We start from the raw sequence: 25,708 nt of genomic DNA, 5'->3' as shown, positions 1-25,708 counted from the left end.
CGTTATCCAGACTTCGCTTGGACTCGCACTCTTGCTAACCAAGCAGTGGCTAAAACGTGAACATTGCCAGATATTTACCTATTGGAAACCATGTTTTTAGAATTCGAGGTTCTCAACACGTTTCCATTCGCAATTCGGCCGGGTTGTTGGCATCCTTTTAGGAAGTGTGGTTAATGAAGGCGTCTTCGCTGGGCGAGAAATTCGCCTTCATGAGCCAAAAGAATACAAAAATCGGCGCGGGACGCATGATCAAAAAAATGAATGCTGCTTGGTGGGCGAGGGGGTCGAAATGGCTCGTACTCGGCCTGGTATGCGCTGGAGTCGCCTCGTGCGGCACGACCGGCAAGCGTACTCACACCAAGCGTCACGGCAAGGAATATTTCTCCGAGAAGGAGTATGGCGTCAAGGCGAGCCCGCGCGTCTATTACGGCAAGAATGTTCCCAAGGGTGGCGGCCGCGACATGACCGGCAAGCCCTATATGGTCAAAGGCCAGTGGTATAAGCCCAAGGAAGACAAGAGATACGACAAGGTCGGCCTTGCCTCCTGGTACGGGTCCGCTTTCCATGGCCGCCTGACCGCCAATGGCGAAGTCTACGACCAGTATCACCTCTCTGCTGCGCATCCGACGTTCCCGCTGCCGAGCTATGCCCGCGTCACCAATCTTGCATCCGGTGATTCCGTCATCGTGCGCGTCAACGATCGCGGCCCCTATCATCCCGGCCGCATCATCGACCTCTCCAACAAGGCCGCCGACATGCTGGATCTCCAGCACCACGGTACCGGCATGGTCCGTGTGCAATATGTCGGCCGGGCGCGGATGGACGGGCGCGACATGCCCTACCTGATGGCATCGTTCAGCCACAAGGGTGATCGGCTCAAGCGGTTCAATCCGGGCGGCGAGATCGCCACGGGCGTGATGGTGGCCTCAAACGAAAAGCACATCAGCATTCCGAAAGACAATTCGGTAAGCGAGGTCGATTTCTCCTCGACCGCGACTGCGCTTCAGCCAACCAGGCAGGATCCTGCCATGATGCAGGCGCTCGCCGAGTTCGAGCAATTCGTCATGCTACCGGAGATCGGCCCGATCCCGCGCGAGCGACCGGGCAACTACGTGCTGCACAATGGCGCGCTCGCCGCCTATGCCGAAATGCGCGTCGATCAGGCCAATACGCCGTTCGACAAGGTACTGAAATCGAAGGGCAAGCTGACCGCCGAGAACATTCGCAAGGCGGGACAGAAGCGCTACGTCGCGATCGACTACAGCACCTGGCGCGACCAGCGCTAACCATCTGAATAGCGTTGGGCTTGTTGCCTGGGGCTTTTCGGTCCATTATCCCGCATGCGGCATACTGCATGTCCGAAGGGATGGGTTCGCGGCATCCGCAAGGAATTGAAGTGGAGCATGGACCTGGCGGGGCTCAGCCGCCCGCCCGGTGATTGCGCCAAAACTCCCAGGACGCCATGGTGCCGGAATTCTTGAAATATTGCGCATTCGCCGTCAGCCTTGTCCTGAGCTTGTCCGGCATTTCCGTTGCATCCGCGCAAACCGCCACCCAGTTCGAGCCGAAAGCCAAGCAGGTGTTCCTTCTCGAGGACAGCACCGGCACAGTGCTTTATGCCAAGAACGCCGATGATCTCATCCCGCCGGCCTCGCTCGCCAAGCTGATGACCGTCGAGTATGTCTTCAACGAACTGAAGCTGGGCCACATCAAGGAAGACACCCAGTACAAGGTGTCCGAATATGCATGGCGCACCGGCGGAGCATTGTCACGCACCTCGGCGATGTTTGCGGCGCTGAATTCGGAGATCAAGGTCATCGACCTGCTACAGGGCGTCATTGTGCAATCCGCCAACGACGGCTGCATTGTGCTCGCCGAGGGCCTAGCAGGCTCCGAGACTGCGTTCGCCGACCTGCTCACCAAGCGGGCGCGTGAGCTTGGGCTGGAGAAATCCACCTTCGGAAACTCCAACGGCCTGCCGAACCCCAGGAACCGCGTGACCATGCGCGAACTGGTGACGCTGGCCCGCCATATTCACTCGACCTATCCGGAATACTTCCACTTCTATTCCCAGGAAGGTTTCGAGTGGAACAAGATCTTCCAGCGCAATCGCAATCCATTGCTAAAGCTGAATATTGGCGTCGATGGCATGAAGACAGGCTACACCGAGGAATCCGGCTACGCAATCGTCGCCACCATCCAGCAGAATGGCACGCGATTGTTCCTGGCCATGAGCGGGCTTAAGACCGACAAGGAGCGCGCCGAGGAATCCCGCCGCGTGCTCGAATGGGGTTTGCAAAATTTCAGTCGCCGCACCGTGTTCAAGAAGGACGAGGTCGTGGCCGAGGCACCGGTGTTTGGCGGCGATCTCAGCCATGTGCCGCTCGAAGCGCCTGACAACGTCGATATTTACATTCCGGTCGACAACACCGACAGAATTCGAGCAAGAATCGACTATACGTGGCCATTGAAAGCGCCGCTGAAGGCGGGCCAGCAGATCGGCACGATGCAGATTTCGCTGGGCGAGCGCGTGCTACGGTCGGTTCCGGTGCATGCGACGAAGGATGTCGGCGTCGGCACGTTGACATCAAAGGCATTCGACGGCTTGAAGGAACTGATGTTTTTCTGGCTGTGATATCACTATATCAGTATGGCGCTATTTCCTGCTCAGTGCAGGATCGAAATAGGAACGGATAGGACTGGTGCGGTCAAGACAAGGTCTCTTTGTGACATTCGAGGGCGGTGAAGGCACGGGCAAGAGCACCCAGATCCGTCTGCTCGCCGACCGTCTGCGCCGCAAGGGCATCGATGTGCTGGTGACTCGCGAACCCGGCGGCTCGCCGGGCGCCGAAGCTGTTCGTCACGTGCTGCTGTCGGGCGCCGCCGAGCAATATGGCACGCGCATGGAAGCCGTGTTGTTTGCCGCTGCCCGCAACGATCACGTGGAGGAAGTCATCCGTCCGGCGCTACAAAGCGGAGCCGTGGTGCTCTGCGACCGCTTCATCGATTCCTCGCGTGTGTATCAGGGCATCACCGGCAACCTCGAACCGTCCTTCATGCAGAATCTTGAGCGGGTGGCGATCAATGGCGTCATGCCGGATTGCACGATCATTCTCGACCTGCCGGCTACCGTGGGTCTGCAAAGGGCAAAGTTGCGTGCAGAGGCCGAAACTGTAGGGCAGGCACCCGATCGTTTCGAGAAAGAGGAACTCGATACGCATGAGAAGCGCCGCGAGGCCTTTCTCGACATCGCCGATCAGGAGCCGTTGCGCTGCCGCGTCGTCGATGCCTCTGGCGACGCGGACATGATCGCCGCCAAGGTCTATTCGATTGTCGAGCCACTGCTGCCAATCCACGCCACGCGGGTCAAGGAGACTGGAAACGCGTGAGTACCGCAACCGAAACCACCACGCTGGACGGCGCGATCCCGCCGTCCGAAAACACTGTTCTGTTCGGCCACGATGCCGCGCAGGAATTCCTTGCGCAGTCCTATAAAAGCGGCAAGGGCCACCATGCCATCCTGATGGAGGGGCAGGAGGGCATCGGCAAGGCAACGCTGGCTTTCCGCTTCGCCAATCATGTTCTGTCGCATCCCGACCCCGCGAGCGCGCCCGATGCGATGATCGACCCGGATCCGGCGTCACCGGTTTTTCGCCAGATTGCCGCGGGCGCCTCCCACAATCTACTGCATATCAGCCGCCCCAACGATGCAAAGTCCGGCAAGCTGAAGTCGGCGATCACCGTCGATGAAATCCGCCGCGCCGGAAAATTCTTCTCGCAGACCTCCGGTACCGGCAATTGGCGCATCGTCATCGTCGATACTGCAGACGAGATGAACCGCAGTGCGGCCAACGCCGTATTGAAGATCCTCGAGGAGCCGCCGAAGCGGGCGCTGTTCCTGATGCTGTCGCATGCGCCCGGCAAATTGCTGCCGACCATCCGCTCGCGCTGCCTGCCGCTCAATCTGCGCCCGCTCAGCGAGGATGACCTGGTCGCGAGCCTCGGCCATCTCGGTATCCGGCTGGATGCCGGCAGCGCCGAGAAAATCCTCGCGCTCAGCGGCGGCAGCGTCGCCCAGGCGATCAAGCTCATCAATTATGGCGGGCTGGAGATCCTTGCGGCCTTCGATGCCGTTCTCTCGCAAAAAGGCCCGGCGCAGCGCAAGTCGATGCACAAGCTGGCCGATGCGGTGACACAGAAGGATCAGGAGACGCTGTTCTCGTTCTTCACCGACCATCTCAGCCAGTTCGTCACGGATCAAGCGCGAACGGCAGCGATGACCAACGACGTCCAGCGCGCCTATCAGCTCTCACAGCTGCAACGGGCGCTGACCGAGCGATTTACTGTCGCCGATGCCTACAATCTCGACCGCAAGCAAACGGTGCTGACGGCGCTCACCGAGCTCGCCGCCGCCGTCTGAGACAATCAGGAAAGAACAAGCTTCAGCGCCACCAGCGCCAGTGTGACGGCGAGGATCGGGCGGATGATCTTGTCCGGCATGCGCGGCGCCAGATGGCTGCCGATGATGATGCCGGGGATCGAGCCGATCAGCAGTGACACGAGCAAAACCCAGTCGATCTCGCCGATCATCCAGTAGCCGATGCCGCCCACCAGCGTCAGCGGTACCGCATGGACGATGTCGGAGCCGACGACATCGCGAATCTGCAGGCGCGGGTACAGGATTAGCAGTACGGTGACGCCTAGAGCGCCAGCGCCGACCGAGGTGAGCGTTACCAATGTCCCGAGCACGAGCCCGAGAACGACGGTGAGACCCGCAACGGTCGATTCCCTCACTGGCTTGTGATGAGCACGCCAGTCCGCGACTTTCGCGACGATCTGGTTGCGGAAAATCAGCAGGAACGCTGTCAGGAATAACATCCATCCCAGCGAATAGGTGATGAAGGAAACGGCGGAAAGGCTCTTGCGATCGACACCCGACATCAAGAGCAGTGTGATCAGCGCCGCGGGCACGCTGCCGACGGCGAGCAGCCGCACAATCTTCCAGTTGATCGTCTTGTTGGCGCCATGCACGGCAGTGCCGGCCGATTTGGTGATTGCCGCGTAAAGCAGATCGGTTCCCACAGCTGTAGCCGGATGAATGCCGAACAGCATAACCAGCAGCGGCGTCATCAGAGATCCGCCACCAACACCTGTAATACCGACCAGAATTCCGACAAACAGCCCCGATACCGAGTAAAGCGGTTCAAGCAGACCTAAAAATTCCAAAAGTCATCCCTTTCAAACATGGCGGTTGTACTCCGCCATGCTTGGCTTCCGGCGAGACGTTGCCAGCCTGCCTTTCACCACCCACACATCCCCCGGATAGTATTCGGCTGCTGCCAAGTCAAGCACGGGTGGTCGTTCGCCTGCCGCAAGCGGGCGGTGCGCCAATTCGCCAAGTGGGTTAAACTTGCTGTTTCCACAGGGATTAACATAGGTTAGAAGCGCCACAACAAATTGTGCGTAAAATCCAAAAGGCATTCGCGAATGAGCAACAATTCGCCCTATTACATCACCACAGCGATCTCCTATCCCAACGGCAAGCCGCATATTGGCCACGCCTACGAGCTGATCGCAACGGACGCGCTGGCGCGCTTTCACCGTCTCGACGGAAGGCCGGTCATGTTCCTGACCGGCACCGACGAGCACGGCCAGAAAATGCAGCAGACCGCGCGCGCCGAGGGTATTGCGCCGCTGGAACTGGCCACCCGTAATTCGGACGAGTTTCGCCGGATGGGCAAGGTCCTGAATGCCTCCAACGACGATTTCATCCGCACTACGGAGCCTCGCCACTACGAGGCTGTGCAGGCGATCTGGATCAAGATGTTCGACAAGGGCGACATCTACAAGGACAGCTATTCCGGCTGGTACTCCGTGCGCGACGAAGCCTATTACCAGGAAGGCGAAACGGAGGTCCGCGATGGTGTCCGCTACGGACCGCAGGGTACGCCGGTCGAATGGGTCGAGGAAGAGAGCTATTTCTTCAAACTGTCCGAATATGAGGACAGACTGCTGAAGCTTTATGCCGAAAATCCCGATTTCATCGGGCCGGACGAGCGTCGCAACGAAGTCGTCTCGTTTGTCAAATCAGGGCTGCGCGATCTCTCCATGTCACGAACGACATTCGATTGGGGCGTCCCGGTTCCCAACGATCCGAAGCACGTCATGTATGTCTGGGTCGATGCGCTGACCAACTACATCACCGCCGCCGGCTATCCCAACACATCCGATCCGAAATGGAAATTCTGGCCGGCGATCCACATCATCGGCAAGGACATCATCCGCTTCCACGCCGTCTACTGGCCGGCTTTCCTGATGTCGGCGGGCATTGATCTGCCCAAGCGCGTCTTTGCGCATGGCTTCCTGCTCAACAAGGGCGAGAAGATGTCGAAGTCGGTCGGTAATGTCGTCGATCCCTTCGATCTCGTCAGCCATTTCGGCTGCGACCAGGTCCGGCATTTCTTCCTGCGCGAAGTCTCTTTCGGTCAGGACGGTTCCTACAGCGAGGAGGCGATCGCTGTTCGTATCAATGCCGATCTCGCCGACAATATCGGCAACCTCGCACAGCGCTCGCTGTCGATGATCGCGAAGAACTGCGAGGGCCTGGTGCCGGACGCGGGCGCCTTCACAGCCGAGGACGAGGCAATCCTGGCTCTCGCGGAAAAGACCATCGTCACCTGCCGCGAAGAGATGGCGGGACAGATGATCCACAAGTCGCTCTCGGCCGTGTTCGCGCTGAGCTCGGAAGCCAATGGCTACTTCGCCGCACAGGCCCCCTGGGCATTGGCCAAAACGGACCTGCCGCGCATGGCTACGGTGCTCTACATCACTGCCGAGATCGTCCGCCAGATCGGCATCTTGTTGCAGCCCTACGTTCCGGCCTCGGCTGAAAAGCTGCTCGATCTGCTGGCCATTCCGGCCAACGAACGACATTTCTCCTATCTCGGCGAAACCGGCCGGCTGAAGAGCGGCGTGCCGCTAGACAAGCCCGTCCCGGTCTTCCCGAAATACTTCCCGCCTAAGGAGGTGTAAGGCCTCGGATGCTGATCGACACCCATTGCCATCTCGACTTTCCGGATTTCGATGCCGAGCGCGACGAACTCGTTCGACGCGCTGCCGATGCCGGCGTCAAGCAGATGATCACCATCTCGACGCTGGTGCATCGCTTCGAGCGGATCAAAGCGATTGCCGAGACCTATCCGACTGTCTTCTGCTCGGTCGGTACCCATCCGAACCATGCACATGAGGAGGATATCGACACCGAGGAGCTGGTGCGGCTTTCCGAATACGAAAAATGCGTGGCGATCGGCGAGGTCGGCCTCGATTATTTCTATGATTGCGCAACGCCCGAGCAGCAGGCCAAGGGATTGCGCAAGCATATTGCAGCTGCCCGCATCACCGGCCTGCCGCTGGTCATCCATGCGCGCGCTGCCGATGACGACATGGCGGAAATTCTCAGGGATGAGCACGCCAAGGGCGCGTTCCCCTTCCTGCTGCATTGCTTCTCGTCCGGCCCGGAATTGGCCAGGACCGGTGTCGAGCTTGGCGGCTATGTCTCTTTCTCGGGCATCCTGACCTTTCCGAAATCGACCGACATCCGCGATATCGCCAGGAACGTGCCGCGTGACCGCCTGCTGGTGGAAACCGATGCGCCCTATCTCGCGCCGAAAAAATGGCGCGGCAAGCGCAACGAACCGTCCTATGTCACGAACACGGCCGAAATTCTCGCCGAAACCATTGGCGTCTCTGCCGAAGAGATCGCCGATATCACCACGGAAAATGCGTTCCGTTGCTTTTCCAAGATGCCCAGGGTGGCCGATTGATGGGGAGACGGCGCTTCACCATCCTCGGCTGCGGTTCTTCTCCTGGCGTGCCGCGCATCACGGGTGATTGGGGCGCCTGCGATCCCAACAATCCGAAAAATCGCCGCACCCGCTCCGCCATGCTCGTCGAGCAATTCGCTGATGATGGTTCGCTGACCTCGGTCGTCATCGATACCGGCCCGGATTTCCGCGCCCAGATGGTGGCGGTCGGGGCCATCGACCTGCATGCCGTGGTGCTGACCCACGCCCATGCCGACCACCTGCACGGCATCGACGATGTCCGCGCGTTCGTCTACAAGAACCAGCATCGCATGCCGGTCTGGGCCGATGCCGTGACCATGGAACGCGTGCTCGAAGGTTTCCGCTATTGCTTCGAGACGCCCGAGGGCAGTTCCTATCCGCCGATCGGCCGGTCAAAGATCATCCCGGATCTCGAAGCGGTATTTGAGGTCGAGGGGCCGGGCGGCGCCATCCCGTTTCTGCCGCTCTGGCAGCAGCATGGCGATAGCCATTCGCTTGGCTTTCGGATCGGCGATTTCGCCTATTGCACCGATGTCAGCGATTTTCCGGAAGCGTCGGTCGAGAAGCTGTTGGGCCTGGATACGCTGGTGATCGACTGCCTGCAATACCGGCACCATCCCAGCCATTTGTCGCTCCAGCAGGCTCTCGGCTGGATCGATCGTATCAAGCCCAAGCGCGCGATCCTGACCCATATGCATATTCCGCTCGATTACGAGACAGTGCGCCGTGAGACGCCGGATCATATAGAGCCGGCGTTTGACGGCATGCGGATCGAAGTCGAGTTTTGACCCCATGACGTCATCCTCCGGCTTGTCCCGAGGATCTGCCTATGGTTCGTTAGGTAGTTGAAAATAATATATTTATTGCAAGTGCGCAGATCCTCGGGACAAGCCCGAGGATGACGAGAGAGACTTGAGGCGTCTAGTTCTCCCCTGTTGTGGGCAGGATTTAAGAGGGGAGCCTCCTACAGTTAGAAATACGGCTTCAACGCCGCCCGGATGCTCTCAAGCGGCTTTTCCTCGATCGTGCGTTCAAACGTGCGCCCGGTGATCATCTCGTAGGCCTGGATATAGACGTCCGATGCCTGCACCACGAGGTCTGCCGGGATCGCCGGAATATCGTCCTTGTAGGGATCGCAGCGTTCGGCCACCCAGGCGCGGATGAAATCCTTGTCGAAGCTCGCAGGCCGTTTGCCGGTGGCCAGTGCCTCGGGATAGCTTTCCGCGATCCAGTAGCGGCTCGAATCCGGCGTATGGATCTCGTCGGCAAGGATGATATTGCCGGCTGCATCGGTGCCGAATTCGTATTTGGTGTCGGCGAGGATAAGGCCGCGCTGGGCGCTCATCTTCTGGGCGCGCTTGAAGAGGTTGAGTGCATAGGTCGACACCGTGTTCCACTGCGCCTCGGTCAGCAGGCCTTGTTCGAGGATTTCGGCTGCCGACAGTGGCTCGTCATGACCGCCATCGAAGGCCTTGGATGTCGGCGTTATGATCGGCTCGGCAAGCTGCTCGTTGTCACGCATGCCGTCGGGCAGGGTGACGCCGTACATCTGGCGTTCGCCGTTCCTGTATTTGGTGAGCACCGATGTGCCAGTCGTCCCAGCGAGATAGCCGCGCACGACCATCTCGACCGGCAGGATTTCAAGCCGCTTGCCGATCACCACATTGGGATGGGGATAGGCGACCACATGGTTGGGGCAGATATCGGCGGTTTGTTCAAACCAGTAGCGCGCCGTCTGCGTCAACACCTGGCCCTTGAAGGGAATGGCCGTCAGGATGCGGTCGAAGGCGCTCAGCCGGTCCGTAGCGATGATGATGCGGTTGCCATCGGCGAGGTCATAATTGTCCCGCACCTTGCCTTTGTAATAGTTCGGCAATTCGGGAATGAATGCATCGTCGAGCACGGGGAGCGCGGTCATCGGGCCAAAACCTCTTCCGTTGGGGAATACCTGGCGATTAACCAGCGCCATCCCGAAACGTCAAGGGCCAATCGCCACAGCGCACAGCTACCGTCCGGTAGCGGCCGGGATTAGTGCGTGTTCAGCGTCTTCGGCCGATAGGTGCCCTTGCCGTCGGGGCTGAAATTCTCGCTGACGGCGGGATGCCGGAACGGATCGCCGCTCTCGTCGACGACGAGGTTCTGCTCGGAAACATAAGCGACATAAGCGCTTTCGGAATTCTCCGCGTAGAGATGGTAGAACGGCTGGTCTCGCGACGGCCGCACTTCGGCTGGAATGGAGTTCCACCATTCCTCGGTGTTGGCAAATTCCGGGTCGACATCGAATATGACGCCGCGGAACGGAAATACCCGGTGCTTCACAACTTGGCCGATCTGATATTTCGCTACTCTTTCACGCATCTGCGCACCTCGAATTTCTTGCCCAATGATGTGGTGCAAATAGGCAACATTTCAAGAGACATCAGTCTATCGCAGTGGTGAACATAATAGCGTAACATTGATGGCTGCGATATTGCCGCATTGAAAAAAATCGTGCATTTTCCGTGGCATTCCTGAATATGCTCCGGGAAAGTCAATCGCAGAGGTCAAACGTGGTCAATCAGTGGGGCAGGGACGGAACTTCTTCTTCCGGCGGCGGGCGTTCTGGAGGCAGTATCCTCATTCCGGCGCTGGTCGCATTGGTCATCGGCGGCGCCGGTGGCTATGCCGGCGGGCGCTATTTCAGCGGCGTTTCCACCTCCGACATCCAGTCGCGCGACAAGAAGATCGGCGAATTGCAGCAATCACTCTCGGAACTGAAGTTTAACACGGACGGCGCCAACACCCAGCAGGTGGTGATGCGCGAGCGGCTCAAGGAGTTGGAAGGTCAGGTCGCAACAGCCAACCGCATCAAGGAAGCCTTGCGCGCCGATATCGACAAGCAGGTAGCCGCGGCCAAGAGCCAGGCGCAGGCCGAGATCGAAGCGCTGCAGAAGACGCTCGACGAGGCCGGCGATGTCAATGGCCAGCTCGGCCGGGCGCGAAAGTCGCTTAAAGTTTCGGAACTGCAGATCATCGAGCTCGAAAAGCTGACCGAGGACCAGAAGGCGCAGATCGATGCGCTTCAGAAGACTGCCGATGCCAATGGCGGCGAAGCGGCGGCAGCGCTTGCCGTGCTGAAGAAGACCAATTCCAATCTCCGCGCCTCGCTTGACGATGCCAAGCAGAAGCTCGGTGCGATACCACGCCTTGAAGACGAGATTGCCAGCCTCAAGGAGCAACTGTCTCAGAAGGTCACCGACGCCGGCAGCGAGGCGCGCAACCAGATTGCAGCTCTCCAGAAGGACAAGGACAGCCTGCAGCGACAGTTGAGCGATGCACTGAAGGCCTCCGGCGATGTGGATGCCAAGGCTCGGCAGATCACCGAGCTCAGGAAGCAACTCGACGACATCACCGGGCAGCTGGCGGATCGGGATGAAGCTGCGCGCGATGCGGAGAAGGACCTCAAGAAGGCTGAAGCCGATCTCGAAAAATCCGAGCAGCAGGCCAAGTCTCTGGAAAGCGAAAACGAAACACTCAAGGACACGCAAGGCGAGCTGGCAAAGCAGGTCGATGCCTTGAAGGCGGAACTGGTGAAGGCGACGGTCAAACCGGTAGATGATACCCAGCCGCTGAACGACAAACCCGCCAGTGATGGCATGAAGGCCAGGGACCGCGACGAGGTCGAGAAGGCCGTCGCCGATCTGCCCGGTTTTGATAATCTCAGCGATGCGAAGCAGCAGACGCTGGTCGCGATGCTGGAAAAAGGCGAATGCGTGACGACATCGCTCAAGGCTGCCTATGGCCATGTGCCGGCGGTGGCACTCAGGAATCTCATACGCGAGCTCGGCGGCCGCTGCTGACCGATTGGAGGACAAGATGCGGATTTTGACAACGATCGGCGCGGTGCTGATATCGGCCATGCTGGGCATGCCCGCGATGGCTGCCGAAGTAGAAAAGAACATCATGACCGGCGGTGCCAAGGGCACTTACATCAAGATCGGCCGCGACATCGCCGGCCTCGGCAAGGAATGCGGCCAGACGCTGAACGTCGTCGAAAGCGCTGGCTCCCTCGAAAATTTCATCGGTGTCCGCAACCGCAAGAACACCCAGTTCGGCATCGTCCAGAATGACGTGCTCGACTACCTCAAGACCTTCGAGGCCAACGACAAGGACATCCAGCAGGCCGTCAAGGGCGTGCGGATCATGTTCCCGCTCTACAATGAGGAGGTTCATGTCCTCGCCAAGTCCTCGATCGCCAATCTTGAGGGTCTGGCCGGCAAGAAGGTTGCGGTCGGCGTCAAGGACAGCGGTACCTATCTGACTTCGACGCTGATGCTCGATATCCTGCAGATCAAGGGCGTCGACAAGATCACCATCAATCCCGACGAGGCGCTGCCGAAGCTGGAATCTGGCGAGATCGATGCGTTCTTCTATGTTGCCGGTGCCCCGGCCTCGCTTTTCCAGGGCGATGAGATCGATGGCACGAAATTCCATCTGCTGCCGATCACCGAGGCTCCGCTGCTGGCGACCTATATCCCCAGCAAGATCGATGCGGGCACCTACGCATTCCAGAAGGATCCGGTTGATGTCGTCTCGGTCAAGGCCGTGCTGATGACCTATGACTACGACAAGAAAAAGAACGCCTATCACCGTGACAGCTGCAAGGCAGTCGCTGATTTCTCCAGCCTGATCCTCAACAATCTCGACAAGCTGCAGGCGACTGGTCACCCCAAATGGAAGACTGTGGACCTGACTGCGCTGCCGCCCGGCTGGAAGGTGGGTGTCTGTGTCAAGGAGGGCATGGCGATGAACTACAAGCCGACCTGCACGGCGGCCGCCGAGCCCGCGGACGATGCCGGTGGTGAGAATGACGATTATCTCAAACTTCTGAAGCAGCGACTGAAGAAGTAGTTCAGGCGAGTTCGGCTAGCTGCTTTTCGATGAACCTCTTTTCCGGCGCCAGCAACGGCAGTTGCGCCGCTGTGCGATAGGCCTCGCGCGCCGCCGTGGTTTCGCCAAGTCGCTTGAGAAAGTCTGCACGAGCGAGATGGGCGAACTTGTAATCGACCAATTCGCCTTGTTCGAGCAGCGCATCTATCAAATCGAGCCCCGCTTGTGGCCCGTCGCGCATGCCGACCGCGATGGCGCGATTGAGTTCGATGATTGGGCCGGGATCGGCAATCAACAGCAGGTCATAGAGCCTGACTATCGCGGTCCAGTCCGTGGCGTCGGCCGTTCTGGCCTTGCTGTGTACAGCCGAGATCGCCGCCTGCAGCGTATATGTCGCGTATGGCGGTTGGGCTAATGCCTCATCTGTGAACGCCAAGCCCTGCTCTATCATCGGTAGATCCCACCGCGCGCGGTCCTGGTCGGCAAGCGGAACGATGTCGCCCGCCTCATCCAGCCGCGCCGCGCGCCGGGAGTTCTGCAGCAACATCAAGCCCAAAAGCCCGGCAATATCGGGATGCTTCAGGTCTGCATGCAGCAGGCGTCCGAGCCTGATGGCCTCGTCGCAGAGTTCGGTCTGGATCAACGTGTCGCCTGACGATCCCGAGTAGCCCTCCGAAAACACCAGGTAGATGACGCGCGCAACGTGGTCGAGCCGTTCAAGAAGTTCGTCTCCCTCCGGTACCGCATAGACGATCTGTTCATCACGGATCTTCGACTTCGCCCGAACGATCCGTTGCGCGATCGTTGCCGGCTTGGAGAGGAAGGCGGCCGCGATCGCTTCGGTCGTAAGCCCGCATACTTCCCTAAGACAGAGTGCACTCTGCGCATCTGCAGGCAAAACCGGATGGCAGCACGTGAAGATAAGCCGCAGCATGTCGTCCGGCATGGCTTCTATCTCCGCCTGCTCCACTAGTTCGTCCAGCGTTCGGGTCAGTTCCGGGGCGATCTCCTTGAATCGCTTGTTCTTCCGCAGCAGGTCGATAGTCTTGAAGCGCCCGGCTGAGATCAGCCAGGCACGGGGATTGGCGGGAATGCCACTGCTCTTCCATTGCTGGGCCGCGGCCAGGAATGCCGTCTGTACCGCTTCCTCGGCAAGCTCGAAACTGCCGAGCAGGCGGATCAGCGTCGCCAGGATGAAGGGCGATTCCCGGCGATAGATGGCTTCGATCGCGTCCAAGCCTCACCGCTCCGGATCGGGAATATTGTAGACGGCGCGGACTTCGATCGTGCCCAGCCTTGCCATCGGAATGCCGCCGGCGATGTTGACGGCTTCGGTCATGTCGCAGGCCTCGATCAGGATGAAGCCAGCGATCTGTTCCTTGGCTTCGGAGAAAGGGCCATCGGTCATCGACATCGCGTCATTGCGCACGCGGACCAGCACCGCGCTATCCGGCGATTGCAGCGCCTCGGCATGGATCATCTTGCCGCGCGCCAGCAGCGCCTGATCGTAACCCAGCGAGTCCCGGTCAAGCGTGCGCTTTTGCTCGTCGTTCAGTTCTGCGAATGCCGATTCCGCGGCGTGCACGATGCAAAGATATTTCATGTCATGGCTCCTGTTGTTGACAGCCATAGTCGAGCGGTGGCGCCGTCGATCGACATTATCCGGGAAAAAATCCAACCGAGGAAGAAAAAAAGCCGGCGGGACCTTTCGATCCCACCGGCTGGACTATCCGTCGATAGCTGTCTGATCAAACCGAATAGTACATGTCGAATTCGACGGGATGCGGGGTCATGTCGTAGCGCATGACTTCCTGCATCTTCAGGTCGATATAGCTGTCGATCTGGTCGTCATCGAATACGCCGCCGACGGTCAGGTACTTGCGGTCCTTGTCCAGGTTTTCCAACGCTTCGCGCAGCGAGCCGGACACGGTCGGGATCTTCTTCAGTTCCTTCGGCGGCAGGTCGTACAGGTCCTTGTCCATGGCCTTGCCGGGATGGATCTTGTTCTTGATGCCGTCGAGGCCAGCCATCAGCATTGCGGCAAAGCCGAGATACGGGTTGGCGGCCGGATCCGGGAAGCGGACTTCAAGACGCTTGGCCTTCGGATTGTTGCCGAAGGGGATGCGGCACGATGCCGAGCGGTTACGCGCCGAATAGGCGAGCAGCACCGGTGCTTCATATCCCGGAACCAGACGCTTGTAGGAGTTGGTTGTCGGGTTGGTGAAAGCATTCAGCGACTTGGCATGCTTAATGATGCCGCCGATGAAGTAGAGGCACGATTCAGACAAACCGGCATATTCGTCGCCAGCAAAAGTCGGCTTGCTGTCCTTCCAGATGGATATGTGCACATGCATGCCCGAGCCGTTGTCGCCGAAAATCGGCTTCGGCATAAAGGTAGCCGTCTTGCCATAGGCGTTGGCGACCTGATGGACGACATACTTGTAGATCTGGATCTTGTCGGCGTTGCGCACCAGGGTGTCGAACTTGACGCCGAGTTCGTGCTGGGCAGCGGCCACTTCGTGGTGCTGCTTTTCGACCACGACGCCCATTTCGGCCATCACGGTCAGCATTTCGGAGCGCATGTCCTGCAGGCTGTCGATCGGCGGCACCGGGAAATAGCCGCCCTTGACGCGGGGGCGGTGGCCGAGATTGCCGGAATCGTAGTCGGAGTCGTCGTTGGACGGCAGCTCGGAGGAGTCGAGCTTGAAGCTGGTATTGTAGGGATCGGCCTTGTACTTCACGTCATCGAAGACGAAGAATTCAGGTTCCGGGCCGACAAACACCGTGTCGCCGATTCCCGACGCCTTGAGATAAGCTTCGGCCTTCTTGGCGGTACCGCGCGGGTCGCGGTTATAGGCTTCGCCCGAGATCGGGTCGAGAATGTCGCAGATGATCACCATCGTCGATTGGGCGAAAAACGGGTCCATGTGGACCGTCGCGGGGTCCGGCATCAGAACCATGTCCGACTCGTTGATCGCCTTCCAGCCGCCGATCGAGGAGCCGTCGAACATGACGCCATCGGCGAACATGTCTTCGTCCACGACGCCTACGTCCATGGTCACATGCTGCAGCTTGCCCTTGGTGTCGGTAAAGCGCAGGTCCACGAACTTGACGTCGTTGTCCTTGATCTGCTTCATAATATCTTTAGCGGTCGTCATGCTGAGTTTTCCCTTTGAAATGACGATGTTTTCAGCCAGCTATACCCTGGCTGAATTTTCTATATGGCGTCGACGCCCGTTTCACCAGTGCGGATGCGAACCACTTCTTCCACATTGGAAACGAAGATCTTGCCGTCGCCGATGCGGCCCGTCTGGGCAGCATTGCGGATCGCGTCTATGACACGCTCCACATTCTCGTCGGCGAGCACGACCTCGACCTTTACCTTTGGCAGGAAATCGACGACGTATTCCGCGCCGCGATAGAGTTCCGTGTGACCCTTCTGCCGTCCGAAGCCTTTTGCTTCCGTGACCGTAATACCCTGCAAACCGACTTCCTGAAGGGCCTCCTTCACTTCGTCGAGCTTGAATGGCTTAATGATCGCTTCGATCTTTTTCATGAGAAAATGTCTCTCCGCTTCTCCCGTTTAGCGGGTTTAATCCCGCCCGCGTTGGTTATGCACGTAGCGTGCCAAGCGTCACCAACAATTCAGATTTTTGCTTGAAAATCTCCCGTATGAGCGCGATCATGCGCAAATCTCGGCAAAAAACCAGCGAAAAAATTGAAAAACAAGGAAATTTCGTGATGAAAGTGCCCGTCTTTCGCCAAGCAGCGTTTCCAACACGTTTATACCCATGAGCGGGCGGATTGATATCTAGGCAAATGCCTAAAAAATAATCTAAATCAAAGGCATCTCGCAGGAGCCTCAATTGTTCCCAACAAAGTTCCCAGAGTTTTTAGCGAATTCCTGCACCCATTTTAGGCAAAGGACACCGGAATGCTGATCGAACCATCCGCGGTGGCCAAAATCGATTCCGTCTGCATTGCCTCCGGCATTCCTGGATTTTCGCTGATGCTCGCTGCAGGCCATGCGGTCGCGGCCCACGCTTTGAGCACCTTTCCGGGTGCGGTTCGCTTCGTCATTCTGGCCGGTCCCGGCAACAATGGCGGCGATGGCTATGTCGTGGCGCGCTTGCTGGCCGAAAGCGGCGCCGCCGTTGCGGTTTTCGAGCTGGGCGCCAAGGGGCCGGTGACCGCTGATGCGAGGCGGGCCAATGCAGAATGCCCGATCAAGGGGGTGCCAATCGCCGCCTATGACCCGATGAAGGGCGATGTGATCGTGGATGCTTTGTTCGGCGCTGGCCTGTCGCGCGACCTCGACGACGGCTTGGGCGCTTTGATCGCAAAGATCCAAGGCCTGTCGCTGCCGGTTCTGGCGATCGACATGCCGAGCGGCATCGACGGCCGCACTGGCGCAGTGCGCGGCCATGCCTTCCGGGCGGATATCACGGTGACTTTCATGGCGCTGAAGCCGGGGCAGATCCTGATGCCGGGAAGGGAGTATTGCGGCGCTGTCGAGATCGCCGATATCGGCATCCCCAAACGCATTGTCGCTGCCCATTCCAGCCCGACGAAGATCAACCATCCCGACATCTGGCGGCAATTCGCCGGCGGCAAGTCTGCCGGGTCGCATAAATATTCGCATGGTGCGCTGGCTGTGTTCTCGGGTGGGGCGACGCATACCGGCGCGGCGCGGATGACGGCCGAAGCCGGGCTCCGCAGTGGTGCGGGACTGGTGACGCTCGCCAGCCCGAGCGATGCTCTCGGCGTCAACGCCAACCACACGACGGCGGTCATGCTGCGGCCAATCGATGATCTTGCCGAGCTCATGGATTGGATCGAGGACAAGCGAATTTCCGCCTTCGTGCTCGGCCCCGGCTTCGGTATCGGCCAGAAGGCGCGAGACTTCGTGCTTGCTCTGAAGGATCGCAACCTGGTTCTGGATGCCGACGGTATCAGCAGCTTTCGCGACGATCCCGACACCCTGTTTCAGGCCTTCTCCCAAGGTGAGCCGCATCTGGTGCTGACACCGCATGACGGCGAATTTGCCAGACTGTTTGCCGATATCGCCAGCGACGCCAGCCTTTCGAAGGTTGAAAAGGCCCAGATTGCCGCGAAACGCTCGCATGCCGCAGTTATCCTCAAGGGCGCCGATACCGTCATTGCCAGCCCCGATGGGCGCGCGGCGATCAACACCAATGCGCCGCCCTGGTTGGCCACTGCTGGCTCGGGGGACGTGCTTGCCGGCATTTGCGGCGGATTGATCGCGCAGGGTTATCCGGTCTATGAGGCTGCCTGCGCCGCGGTCTGGCTCCACGGCGAGGCGGGTAATCGTGCGGGCAGGGGCCTGACAGCCGAGACGCTGCTGGATCATGTCACTGGCTAATCGTCGCATTGTCGTCGGCTCAATTTATCAGAGCAGACGGCTGGTTCTCAGCAGTCCCGCCTGTGCCAGCACGGGGTAGGCGATCGACACCAGCAGCGAGTTGATTTCCTTTAGGTCCCGCATCGTGTCGATGTGGATAGAGGATGTGTCGATGCTCGCCGAATTGCCGCCACTCAGGCGCTTGAGATGCTTCTCTTCGCTCTGACGCACCATTTCGCGAACGATCTCTTTCTCATGCACCAACTGGCGGGCATGCTCGATGTCGCGATTGACGATCAAGTTGAAAGCAAGCCGAGCATTGCGGATCACCCGCTGATGCATGGCCGACAGTTCCTTCCAGCCTTCGTCGGAGAAGGCGGCATTGCGGAACTGCTTCTTCTTGGCCTTGGCGAGCATGTTCTGCGAGATCACGTCGCCGACCTGCTCAAGGCTGATCGTGGCGCTCAACAGGTCCTGTTGGCGGCGTGCGGCATCCTCATCGAGCTCGTTGCTCGACACCTTGGCGAGATACATCTTTATGCCGCGGTTGAAACTGTCGACGTCGTCGTCGAGCTTGTCGATCATCGCCATCTGCGCGTCGTCGGGCTTTTCGAAAACGTCGAAGATCCGGCTGAGCATCAGTTCGATCCGGTCGCACATGCCGATCACTTCGCGGGTGGCATTGTCGAGCGCCCGCGGCGGATTGGAAAGGTCGGTGGGATTGAGGGCGGTGGTCGGCTCCAGCGCCTGCGCATCGCTTTTCTGCGGCTCGGGCAACATGCGGCCCAAGAAGGCAGCGATGGAATTGACGAAGGGCAGGCCGATTGCCAGCACCAGCGCATTGGCGATCATATGCACCCAGACGACGGAATCGCCGGCCTGGGCGAAATAGTGCTCCGGCTGCAATTTGAGCGACATCTGCAGCACAAGCGCCAGCACCATGCCGAGCCCGCGGATCATCACATTGCCCAATGGCACGATGCGCGCGGCCTTCACCTCGCCGCGAGTCAGCGCCGCGCCGATGATCGCACCGCCAAAATTGACCCCGAGCACGAAGGGGATGATCAGTGCCGGCGGCACCAGCCCCTGTTCGGTCAGCGAGGCAAACAGCAGGATGGTGGCGACGCTGGAATGAAACGCCCATGCGAGCAGCCCAGCGAGAATGAAGGCAGTGATCCAGTCCTGGCTGAGATAGCCGATGATGATCGGCAGGATGTGGCTTTCCTTCAGCGGCAGCGATGCTTCGCCCACCAGCCTCAGCGACAGCAGCAGTAGCCCCAGACCAAAAAAGATGCGGCCGATCTCCCGCCAGCGCCGCGAATTGGTGCGGAACGAGATTGTGCCGAACACGAACAGCAGCGGCACCAGCAGCGACAGGTCATGCCGAAGCAGGCGGGTAACGAAGGCCGAACCGAAATCGGCACCCAGCAATGTTGCGATGCCGATCCCGGTCGACACATAGCCGCCGGCGACGAAACCGGAGATGATCAAGGCGACCGCGGTCGAGCTCTGCAGCGCAACCGCCATGAAGAAGCCTGCGGCCGCGGCGTTGGCCCGATTGCCGAGCGCATGGCGCAATTGCTGGCGCATGAAATCGCCATAGGCGCGCTCGATGCCGGTCCGGACCATGCGCGTCGCCCACAGAAGCAGCGCCACGGCACCCGCCAGATTGATGAAGATCACCGAGCCGCTCAATGCGAATTCACCTCCAGATGAAAGGAATGTTCCACGTTTGCGAAGTTTGCCGAACGAAAATGTATCAGGGCTTTCTTGATATTTCTCAAGTCCAATTGCGTCACTGTATGTCCGCTTGCGTCATTAACGACAGTTTTGTGACGGGCGCAGCATATCGTTCACGCGGCGGGATTCCGTCCGTGGCATGGGTCTCGATCCCTTTCGGCGTCAGCTTCGCTGAAGCCTGTCGGGATATTGGCGATCTGCTACGCAGACGCCGGGCCGGCCGGGGCGCATTACGTGCCTCGTTTAGTAATTTATATGTGGCGCATAATGCGCCCCGTTTCGGTGGTTTTTGCCTGCGAACCTGGAGATCTGCTTCCCCACCGCGGCAGTGTGCCCGGTGGGGAGATGTGTGCCTCTGAGGCACGTCCGCGGCCAGCCACGTCCTTTCGAACGCCGCCGAAGAGGGCTCCGTTTCTCACAAGCCCCCGATAAGAGAATTTACGTCGTCCTCTCAAACCAGGCACCGGCCCCACCTCGCCATGACGCCTCATGGTGTATCCGTGATGGGACGGGAATCAGTATAAGTGGGTTGGAGAGGGCGGGGATATTGGCGAGTAAGCTATTGAGTATGTTGGTGTATCTTGATTCACACGGTTGCTGGCTTGGTTTGTCTCCGCCTCATGAGCCCCTCATCTGCAATTTCTATCGTTTAGCGATTGCGCGCACCGTCCCATTTGTAGGCACCCTTTTTGGGCGCAATCGCTAAGCCGATGAAATTGCTTCTTCTCCCGCAAGGGGAGAAGTAGAGGTGCGGCGCAGCCTCGATTTTGCCTCTCCCCTTGTGGGAGAGGATAGCAAGCCCGCATGAGACATAGTCGAATGCTTGGGCGCGCTTGGTGAGGGGTAATGGAGAACTCCGCTAGACCCCCACATTCGGCCGATCGATAATCTCCCTGAGCGCGAAGCTCGACACGATCTTCACCACATGCGGCAGCGCCGACAGCCAGTCGCGGTGAATGCGCTCGTAATCCTCAAGATCCTTGCAGGCGATGCGAAGAATGTAGTCGTATTCGCCGGACATCAGGTAGCAGACCAGCACATTGGGCACCCGCTTTACCGCCGCCTCGAATTCGCTGAGCGTCTTGGCAAACTGGCCGGACAGCGAGATATGGACGATCACCATCATCTTGTAGTCGAGCGCCTTGTGGGAGATCTGGGCGTAATAGCCCGAGATGACGCCCGCCTTTTCGAGGATATCGAGCCTGCGCGAGCATGAGGAAGGCGACAGGCCAATGCGCTCGGCAAGGTCCGCGTTGGAGATTCTGCCATTCTGCTGCAGCACGCGCAATATGGAGATATCGATATTATCCAGCTTATCCATTCGCAGAACCTTCGAAAAAATGCTATATTTGCGAAAGAATATTCGAAATGTGTGAGCCGCGCAAACCCACTTTGCAAGGACATTCGGCGGCAATTGCTGTTTAATCCGCCCACCGAAAAACACCACGCCACTGGCGTCAACATTAGGGGAAAATTCAATGCGTGTCGGTTGCCCGAAAGAGATCAAGAATCACGAATACCGTGTCGGCCTGACGCCGGCTTCGGTCCGCGAATATGTCGCACACGGCCATGAAGTGCTGGTCGAAACCAATGCCGGCTCCGGCATCGGCGCGTCTGACGCCGACTACATCGCTGCTGGCGCGACGATTGCCGCCACGGCTGCCGAAGTCTTCCAGAAGTCCGACATGATCGTCAAGGTCAAGGAACCGCAGCCGTCCGAATGGGTGCAACTGCGCGAAGGCCAGATCCTCTATACCTATCTCCACCTCGCTCCGGACGCTGAACAGACCAAGGGCCTGCTCGCCTCCGGCGTCACTGGCGTTGCTTATGAAACCGTCACCGACGATCGCGGCGGCCTGCCGCTGCTCGCACCGATGTCGGAAGTCGCCGGCCGCCTGTCCATCCAGGCCGGCGCCTATTCGCTGCAGAAGGCCAATGGCGGCCGCGGCATTCTGCTCGGTGGCGTACCGGGCGTGCTTCCGGGCAAGGTCGTCGTCATCGGCGGCGGTGTGGTTGGCTTGCATGCCGCCCGCATGGCCGTCGGCCTTGGCGCAGACGTGACCATCCTCGATCGTTCGCTGCCGCGTCTTCGCCAGCTCGACGACATCTTCAACGGCCACATCCACACCCGCTTCTCCTCGATCGATGCGCTGGAAAGCGAAGTGTTCTCGGCCGATCTGGTCATCGGCGCGGTACTCATCCCGGGTGCTGCGGCTCCGAAGCTCGTGACCCGCAAGATGCTCGGCGGCATGAAGAAGGGTGCGGTCATCGTCGACGTCGCCATCGACCAGGGCGGTTGCTTCGAGACCTCGCATGCCACGACCCATTCCGATCCGACCTATGAAGTCGACGGCATCATCCACTACTGCGTTGCCAACATGCCGGGCGCAGTACCCGTCACTTCGGCCCATGCGCTCAACAATGCGACGATCTTCCATGGTCTCGCACTCGCCGACAAGGGCGTTGCCGCCATCCTCGCCGACAAGCACCTGCGCAATGGTCTGAACGTCCACAAGGGCAAGATCACCAACCAGGCTGTCGCCGACGCACTCGGCCTGCAGATGCATGCGCCGGAAGCCGCACTGGCTGCCTAATCGGCATCCACGACCATATCAGCATAAGGCCGGTCCGAGATTTCGGGCCGGCCTTTTTCGTTTTGTTGTTGGGCGTAGAAAAGCGCCCGGATTTCGCGTCTCAGACGTGCCAGGCGTTGTGATGATCGACGAAGGTGAAGTCCTTTTCCGACAGCGATGACAGGCTGACGCCCTTGAGGACGAGCACATCGTTGGCATCAAAGGTAATGACCGTGTCGGTGCCCTTCGTCGTCATCATCCCAGCCAGTTCCGAGAAGTCGGACACCAGGGCAATATCGAATTCGATTGTGTCGTGGAACTCCACGGTGCTGACGTGGAAGCCGGTGATCGAATCCTTGCCGAAGCCCTCGTTGAACACGAATGTGTCGCAGCCGCCGGCATAGCCCGTGAACGTGTCGCTGACGGCAGCATGTGAGGTGAGTTCGACGCCATTGGCATAGGATGTCTGCAGATGCGAGCCATCCGCCTTGGTGTAGTCCATCCACTGCTTGGCTCCCGAGGCGCCGTAATGGACTTGCTGGACAGTCGCAGCGGCCGTCGCCGAGCCGGAATAGGTATAGTTGAAGGCATCGCGGGAGCCGTCGGCGGCGGTAAGCATCTCGCTCGTCTCGCGGCCAAGGGTGTCATAGTTGTGCAGTTCGTTCGAGCCATCTGCATGGTTCTGCTGCAAAAGCGCGACTGTGTGATCCGCATCGCCATATTTTCGGGTCATTTCGACGAGCTTGCCGGTGGCGTCGTAGGTCACAAACTGCTGGGCGTAGGTCTTGCCGGTAACGGCGAGATTGGCTTCCTCGCGGCTCTTGTCCGCATAGACGATTTTGTAGCTCAGTTCGTCGTGTGTGAGCGGATTGTAGTTGTGGTATTCCCTCGAGCCGTCGTCATTGCGAATTTCGGCAGCAACGAAGTGCCCATTGGCGTCGAATGTGTCGATCTCGTAAAGTCCGCCTTGCGCCGAGTATTTTCTGGAGGAGATGGTGAGTTCCTCGTGGCCCGCGACAAACGTCGTAACGATGTAGGAACCATCCGCCGATGTCGTCGTATAGCCGATGGCGAGGCCCGTCGTGGCATTGTAGCTATAGACCCGGACGTCGTCGCCGAGATGTCCGTAGACATTGCCGTTGTCGTCATAGAGCAGTGTGTCGACCAGCGTGCCGGCGCTGTCGTAGATCGCCTTCTGCGCGATCTTGGTCTCGCTTCCGGCGACAAATGTCACGACTTCATAGGACTTGTCAGCGGCATAGAGTGTATAGCCGGTCATGACGAAGGACGCGTTGTAAGCGATGACCTTGAAGGTGGCGTTGGTTCCGAACGTCTCGGCGCTGATGAGATGACCATGTGAATCGAGAAGATCCCGTTCGATCAGCACCCCTGCCGTGTTGTAGGAGAGAACACGGCCGGAATAGGCCTGGCCTGTAATGCCGAGTGTTCCTTCGACACGCGAGCCGTCGAGTTCGATCAGCAGGAAGCTCGTTTCCTTGCCCGTGGCATCGTAGATATGCGTGTCGGTGCCGCCGTCGGCCGTCCACACACGAGAAAACAGCAGCGTGCCGTCAGCGGCGTAACGTTCCGCCGAAACCTGTTTGCCGTTCTTGTCGAATGTGGCGTCGGTCTCGACATAGGCCTGGCCGGTGATGCCAAGGGTGGCCACCTTTCGGCTGCCATCGGCGTTGTAAAGGGTATAGCTTGTCATTTTGCCGGTGACGGGATCGAAATTGTCGAATTCCTTGGACCCGTCGGCAAAATAGGTCTGCTTGTAGTAGAGAACACCGGAAGCTGTGAACCGCGATTGGCTAAGGAGCTGCCCATTGTCGAGGAGGGAGAATTCCGATGTCCCGTCGGCCTTCCATGTCGTCAGCCCCGTCGTGCCGTCTGCGTTTATCTTTGCGTCGAAGACCAGCAGGCTTCCTGAGTAACGAAGGGTTTCGGTAGTGACGCCGTTGGAGTCGTAAATGATGTCCTGGCGATCGTAGCCCGCCTGTCCTGAGACCGCAGAGCTGACCTTGAAGTTGAAATCCCCCACGATCTTGTCCATCGTGTCGGCGTATTTTATGAAGACGCGCATCTGAAATGCGCTGTCGACCGTCAGCGTATGCGTATCGGTAAGCACGATGGCTGCCAGGCCGGTGTTCTGGGCGATCGCATCCATCCGGGCGACAATGTCGGCAGCGGTGGAAATCTCGAGGGTCATCGGCGCTGCGGTGATGCCATGGCGCCCGGTATCGTCAACGGCGACGGCACTGAAATTATGCTGTCCGTTCGTCGTCAGTCTGACGTCCAGGCTGAAGTGGCCGGTCGAATCGACCTCGGCGGTGCCAAGCAGCAGGCCATTTTCAGAGATCCTCACCGTGGTGCCGGCTTTCGCTTCGCCGGTGAGATTGACGATGTGATCGCCATTGGCCGGATAGTCGATGTCGTTGAGCGTCAGTTTCGGTGCACCGATGAATTCGCTCTTGTCGGGAAAGACAACAGCCGTGCCGGTGTCGATCTTCAGATGGCCATATTCGGCAGCGACCGTCTCGGTTGCATTGGCGTGCCTGTAGATCCCTTCAGACCAATAGACCCCGCTGTTTCCGACGTAGCCGAGTGGTCCCGAATAGTCGGCGATGGTGACGCCGTCGAGAGTGACGACCAGCCGCCCGTTGCCATTGGGATCGAACACCGCCTTGATGTCGATATCGTATTTATGCCCGCGGTCTATGTCGGCAACATCTGTGAACAGTCGTTCGGTAACCGGTTGCCCGTCTGTACCTGTGTAGCGGATCTGGATGCAGAGTCGTTCCCCGACAAGACCGAGTTCATAAGGCGGGCTGCGAGGGTCATCAAGGGTTTGCAGATCCTGGTGAAGCTGACCCAGCACCATGAACCAGGCAGTGTTCGGTTCACCTGGTTCGAGCGTGAACTCATAGGAAATGTGCATCGGCGTGCCATTGGCGATTGTCGCCCTGTCGGCAAGCTCGGCACGCTCGACCTCATGGTTTTCCTGGACGTCCCACCAATGCTGGTTGCCGTCGCGCAGTTCGAAGCGGACGACATCCGCTTCCGGAACCGTGATGGTCCACGGCTTGCTGGCACTCTGCAATTCGAAAAGCTCTGATCCGATCTCAATCGAATAATAGCCTGTCATGGACGAGGTCCACTCTTCGGGCGTTATGATCGTGACTGCCATGCGGGTGCCTCTGGTTAAGCTACCAGAGGTTTTGTCAGGCCGGCATTAAGGGAGACGAAAATGGATTGCTAAAATGCAATCCATTCCCATTTTCAAAGCGGGCAGGGGCGCCAGATTCACTCCAGATTTTCGG

General features: G+C 59.1%; 21 protein-coding genes. 11 read left to right on the top strand and 10 right to left on the bottom strand.

Annotated features, from left to right (window positions below; translation table 11 throughout):
• Positions 1–257: 257 nt before the first annotated feature.
• The 4 genes from ACXHRN_RS12680 (at position 258) to ACXHRN_RS12665 (ending at position 4,420) form a co-directional block, all read left to right on the top strand.
• Positions 258–1,286 carry a septal ring lytic transglycosylase RlpA family protein gene (locus ACXHRN_RS12680; protein WP_488641893.1) on the top strand — a complete coding sequence of 343 codons (1,029 nt, stop codon included), beginning with the start codon at positions 258–260 and terminating at the stop codon, positions 1,284–1,286.
• Positions 1,287–1,462: 176 nt separating this feature from the next.
• Entirely contained in the window at positions 1,463–2,635 is a 1,173-nt protein-coding gene (locus tag ACXHRN_RS12675) for a D-alanyl-D-alanine carboxypeptidase family protein (RefSeq protein ID WP_488641660.1), read from the top strand.
• A gap of 67 nt (positions 2,636–2,702) precedes the next feature.
• Positions 2,703–3,389 carry a dTMP kinase gene (tmk, locus tag ACXHRN_RS12670; RefSeq protein WP_488641659.1) on the top strand — a complete coding sequence of 229 codons (687 nt, stop codon included), beginning with the start codon at positions 2,703–2,705 and terminating at the stop codon, positions 3,387–3,389.
• Positions 3,386–4,420, top strand: coding sequence for a DNA polymerase III subunit delta' (locus ACXHRN_RS12665; RefSeq protein ID WP_488641658.1), 1,035 nt, complete (start codon positions 3,386–3,388; stop codon positions 4,418–4,420). The genes tmk and ACXHRN_RS12665 overlap by 4 nt, the downstream gene beginning before the upstream one ends.
• Before the next feature lie 5 nt (positions 4,421–4,425).
• Here the strand turns inward: ACXHRN_RS12665 and ACXHRN_RS12660 are convergent, their stop codons facing one another.
• Positions 4,426–5,226 carry a sulfite exporter TauE/SafE family protein gene (locus ACXHRN_RS12660; RefSeq protein ID WP_488641657.1) on the bottom strand — a complete coding sequence of 267 codons (801 nt, stop codon included), beginning with the start codon at positions 5,224–5,226 and terminating at the stop codon, positions 4,426–4,428.
• A 261-nt stretch (positions 5,227–5,487) separates the two neighbouring features.
• Here ACXHRN_RS12660 and metG point away from each other — a divergent pair, with 261 nt between their 5' ends.
• From metG to ACXHRN_RS12645, 3 genes are read left to right on the top strand one after another with little or no spacing between them, the layout of a single operon-like run.
• The gene (metG, locus tag ACXHRN_RS12655; protein ID WP_488641656.1) at positions 5,488–7,032 is read left to right on the top strand and encodes a methionine--tRNA ligase; all 1,545 of its coding nucleotides are present in this window, start codon (positions 5,488–5,490) and stop codon (positions 7,030–7,032) included.
• 8 nt (positions 7,033–7,040) lie between these two features.
• Positions 7,041–7,823: a TatD family hydrolase gene (locus tag ACXHRN_RS12650; protein WP_488641655.1), complete on the top strand. Its 783-nt coding sequence runs from the start codon at positions 7,041–7,043 to the stop codon at positions 7,821–7,823.
• Positions 7,820–8,632, top strand: a complete 813-nt coding sequence (locus ACXHRN_RS12645; RefSeq protein ID WP_488641654.1) for an MBL fold metallo-hydrolase — start codon at positions 7,820–7,822, stop codon at positions 8,630–8,632. Before ACXHRN_RS12650 ends, ACXHRN_RS12645 begins: the two co-directional genes overlap by 4 nt.
• Before the next feature lie 182 nt (positions 8,633–8,814).
• On the opposite strand, the gene ACXHRN_RS12640 is transcribed toward ACXHRN_RS12645, so the two are convergent.
• Complete coding sequence (locus ACXHRN_RS12640; protein WP_488641653.1) at positions 8,815–9,762, bottom strand: phosphoribosylaminoimidazolesuccinocarboxamide synthase; 948 nt, start codon at positions 9,760–9,762, stop codon at positions 8,815–8,817.
• Positions 9,763–9,872: 110 nt separating this feature from the next.
• Positions 9,873–10,202, bottom strand: coding sequence for a heat shock protein HspQ (gene hspQ, locus ACXHRN_RS12635; protein ID WP_488641652.1), 330 nt, complete (start codon positions 10,200–10,202; stop codon positions 9,873–9,875).
• A 191-nt stretch (positions 10,203–10,393) separates the two neighbouring features.
• Here hspQ and ACXHRN_RS12630 point away from each other — a divergent pair, with 191 nt between their 5' ends.
• Together ACXHRN_RS12630 and ACXHRN_RS12625 are read left to right on the top strand one after the other, a co-directional pair.
• Positions 10,394–11,683, top strand: a complete 1,290-nt coding sequence (locus ACXHRN_RS12630) for a hypothetical protein (protein ID WP_488641651.1) — start codon at positions 10,394–10,396, stop codon at positions 11,681–11,683.
• Between the two features lie 16 nt (positions 11,684–11,699).
• Positions 11,700–12,734, top strand: a complete 1,035-nt coding sequence (locus ACXHRN_RS12625) for a TAXI family TRAP transporter solute-binding subunit (protein WP_488641650.1) — start codon at positions 11,700–11,702, stop codon at positions 12,732–12,734.
• A gap of 1 nt (position 12,735) precedes the next feature.
• Here ACXHRN_RS12625 and ACXHRN_RS12620 read toward each other — a convergent pair whose 3' ends face one another.
• The 4 genes from ACXHRN_RS12620 to ACXHRN_RS12605 form a co-directional block, all read right to left on the bottom strand.
• Entirely contained in the window at positions 12,736–13,950 is a 1,215-nt protein-coding gene (locus tag ACXHRN_RS12620) for an RNA polymerase sigma factor (protein ID WP_488641649.1), read from the bottom strand.
• A gap of 3 nt (positions 13,951–13,953) precedes the next feature.
• Positions 13,954–14,316: a YciI family protein gene (locus ACXHRN_RS12615; protein WP_488641648.1), complete on the bottom strand. Its 363-nt coding sequence runs from the start codon at positions 14,314–14,316 to the stop codon at positions 13,954–13,956.
• 145 nt (positions 14,317–14,461) lie between these two features.
• Positions 14,462–15,871, bottom strand: a complete 1,410-nt coding sequence (gene glnA, locus ACXHRN_RS12610) for a type I glutamate--ammonia ligase (protein ID WP_488641647.1) — start codon at positions 15,869–15,871, stop codon at positions 14,462–14,464.
• A gap of 59 nt (positions 15,872–15,930) precedes the next feature.
• The gene (locus ACXHRN_RS12605) at positions 15,931–16,269 is read right to left on the bottom strand and encodes a P-II family nitrogen regulator (RefSeq protein WP_137153622.1); all 339 of its coding nucleotides are present in this window, start codon (positions 16,267–16,269) and stop codon (positions 15,931–15,933) included.
• 378 nt (positions 16,270–16,647) lie between these two features.
• Here ACXHRN_RS12605 and ACXHRN_RS12600 point away from each other — a divergent pair, with 378 nt between their 5' ends.
• Positions 16,648–18,096, top strand: a complete 1,449-nt coding sequence (locus ACXHRN_RS12600; protein ID WP_488641646.1) for an NAD(P)H-hydrate dehydratase — start codon at positions 16,648–16,650, stop codon at positions 18,094–18,096.
• A gap of 27 nt (positions 18,097–18,123) precedes the next feature.
• Here ACXHRN_RS12600 and ACXHRN_RS12595 read toward each other — a convergent pair whose 3' ends face one another.
• Together ACXHRN_RS12595 and ACXHRN_RS12590 are read right to left on the bottom strand one after the other, a co-directional pair.
• On the bottom strand, positions 18,124–19,770 hold the full coding sequence (locus tag ACXHRN_RS12595) for a Na/Pi cotransporter family protein (protein WP_488641645.1): 1,647 nt from the start codon (positions 19,768–19,770) through the stop codon (positions 18,124–18,126).
• 904 nt (positions 19,771–20,674) lie between these two features.
• Positions 20,675–21,136: an Lrp/AsnC family transcriptional regulator gene (locus ACXHRN_RS12590; RefSeq protein WP_488641644.1), complete on the bottom strand. Its 462-nt coding sequence runs from the start codon at positions 21,134–21,136 to the stop codon at positions 20,675–20,677.
• A 157-nt stretch (positions 21,137–21,293) separates the two neighbouring features.
• On the opposite strand from ACXHRN_RS12590, the gene ald reads away from it, so the two are divergent.
• On the top strand, positions 21,294–22,409 hold the full coding sequence (gene ald / locus ACXHRN_RS12585) for an alanine dehydrogenase (protein ID WP_488641643.1): 1,116 nt from the start codon (positions 21,294–21,296) through the stop codon (positions 22,407–22,409).
• Positions 22,410–22,509: 100 nt separating this feature from the next.
• On the opposite strand, the gene ACXHRN_RS12580 is transcribed toward ald, so the two are convergent.
• Positions 22,510–25,575: a heparin lyase I family protein gene (locus ACXHRN_RS12580; RefSeq protein ID WP_488641642.1), complete on the bottom strand. Its 3,066-nt coding sequence runs from the start codon at positions 25,573–25,575 to the stop codon at positions 22,510–22,512.
• Between the last annotated feature and the right edge of the window lie 133 nt (positions 25,576–25,708).

The sequence above is a fragment of the Shinella sp. OV683 genome (assembly GCF_057787725.1).
Note: the sequence above shows the minus strand (reverse complement) of the source record. Positions and strands in the feature narration are given on the sequence as shown.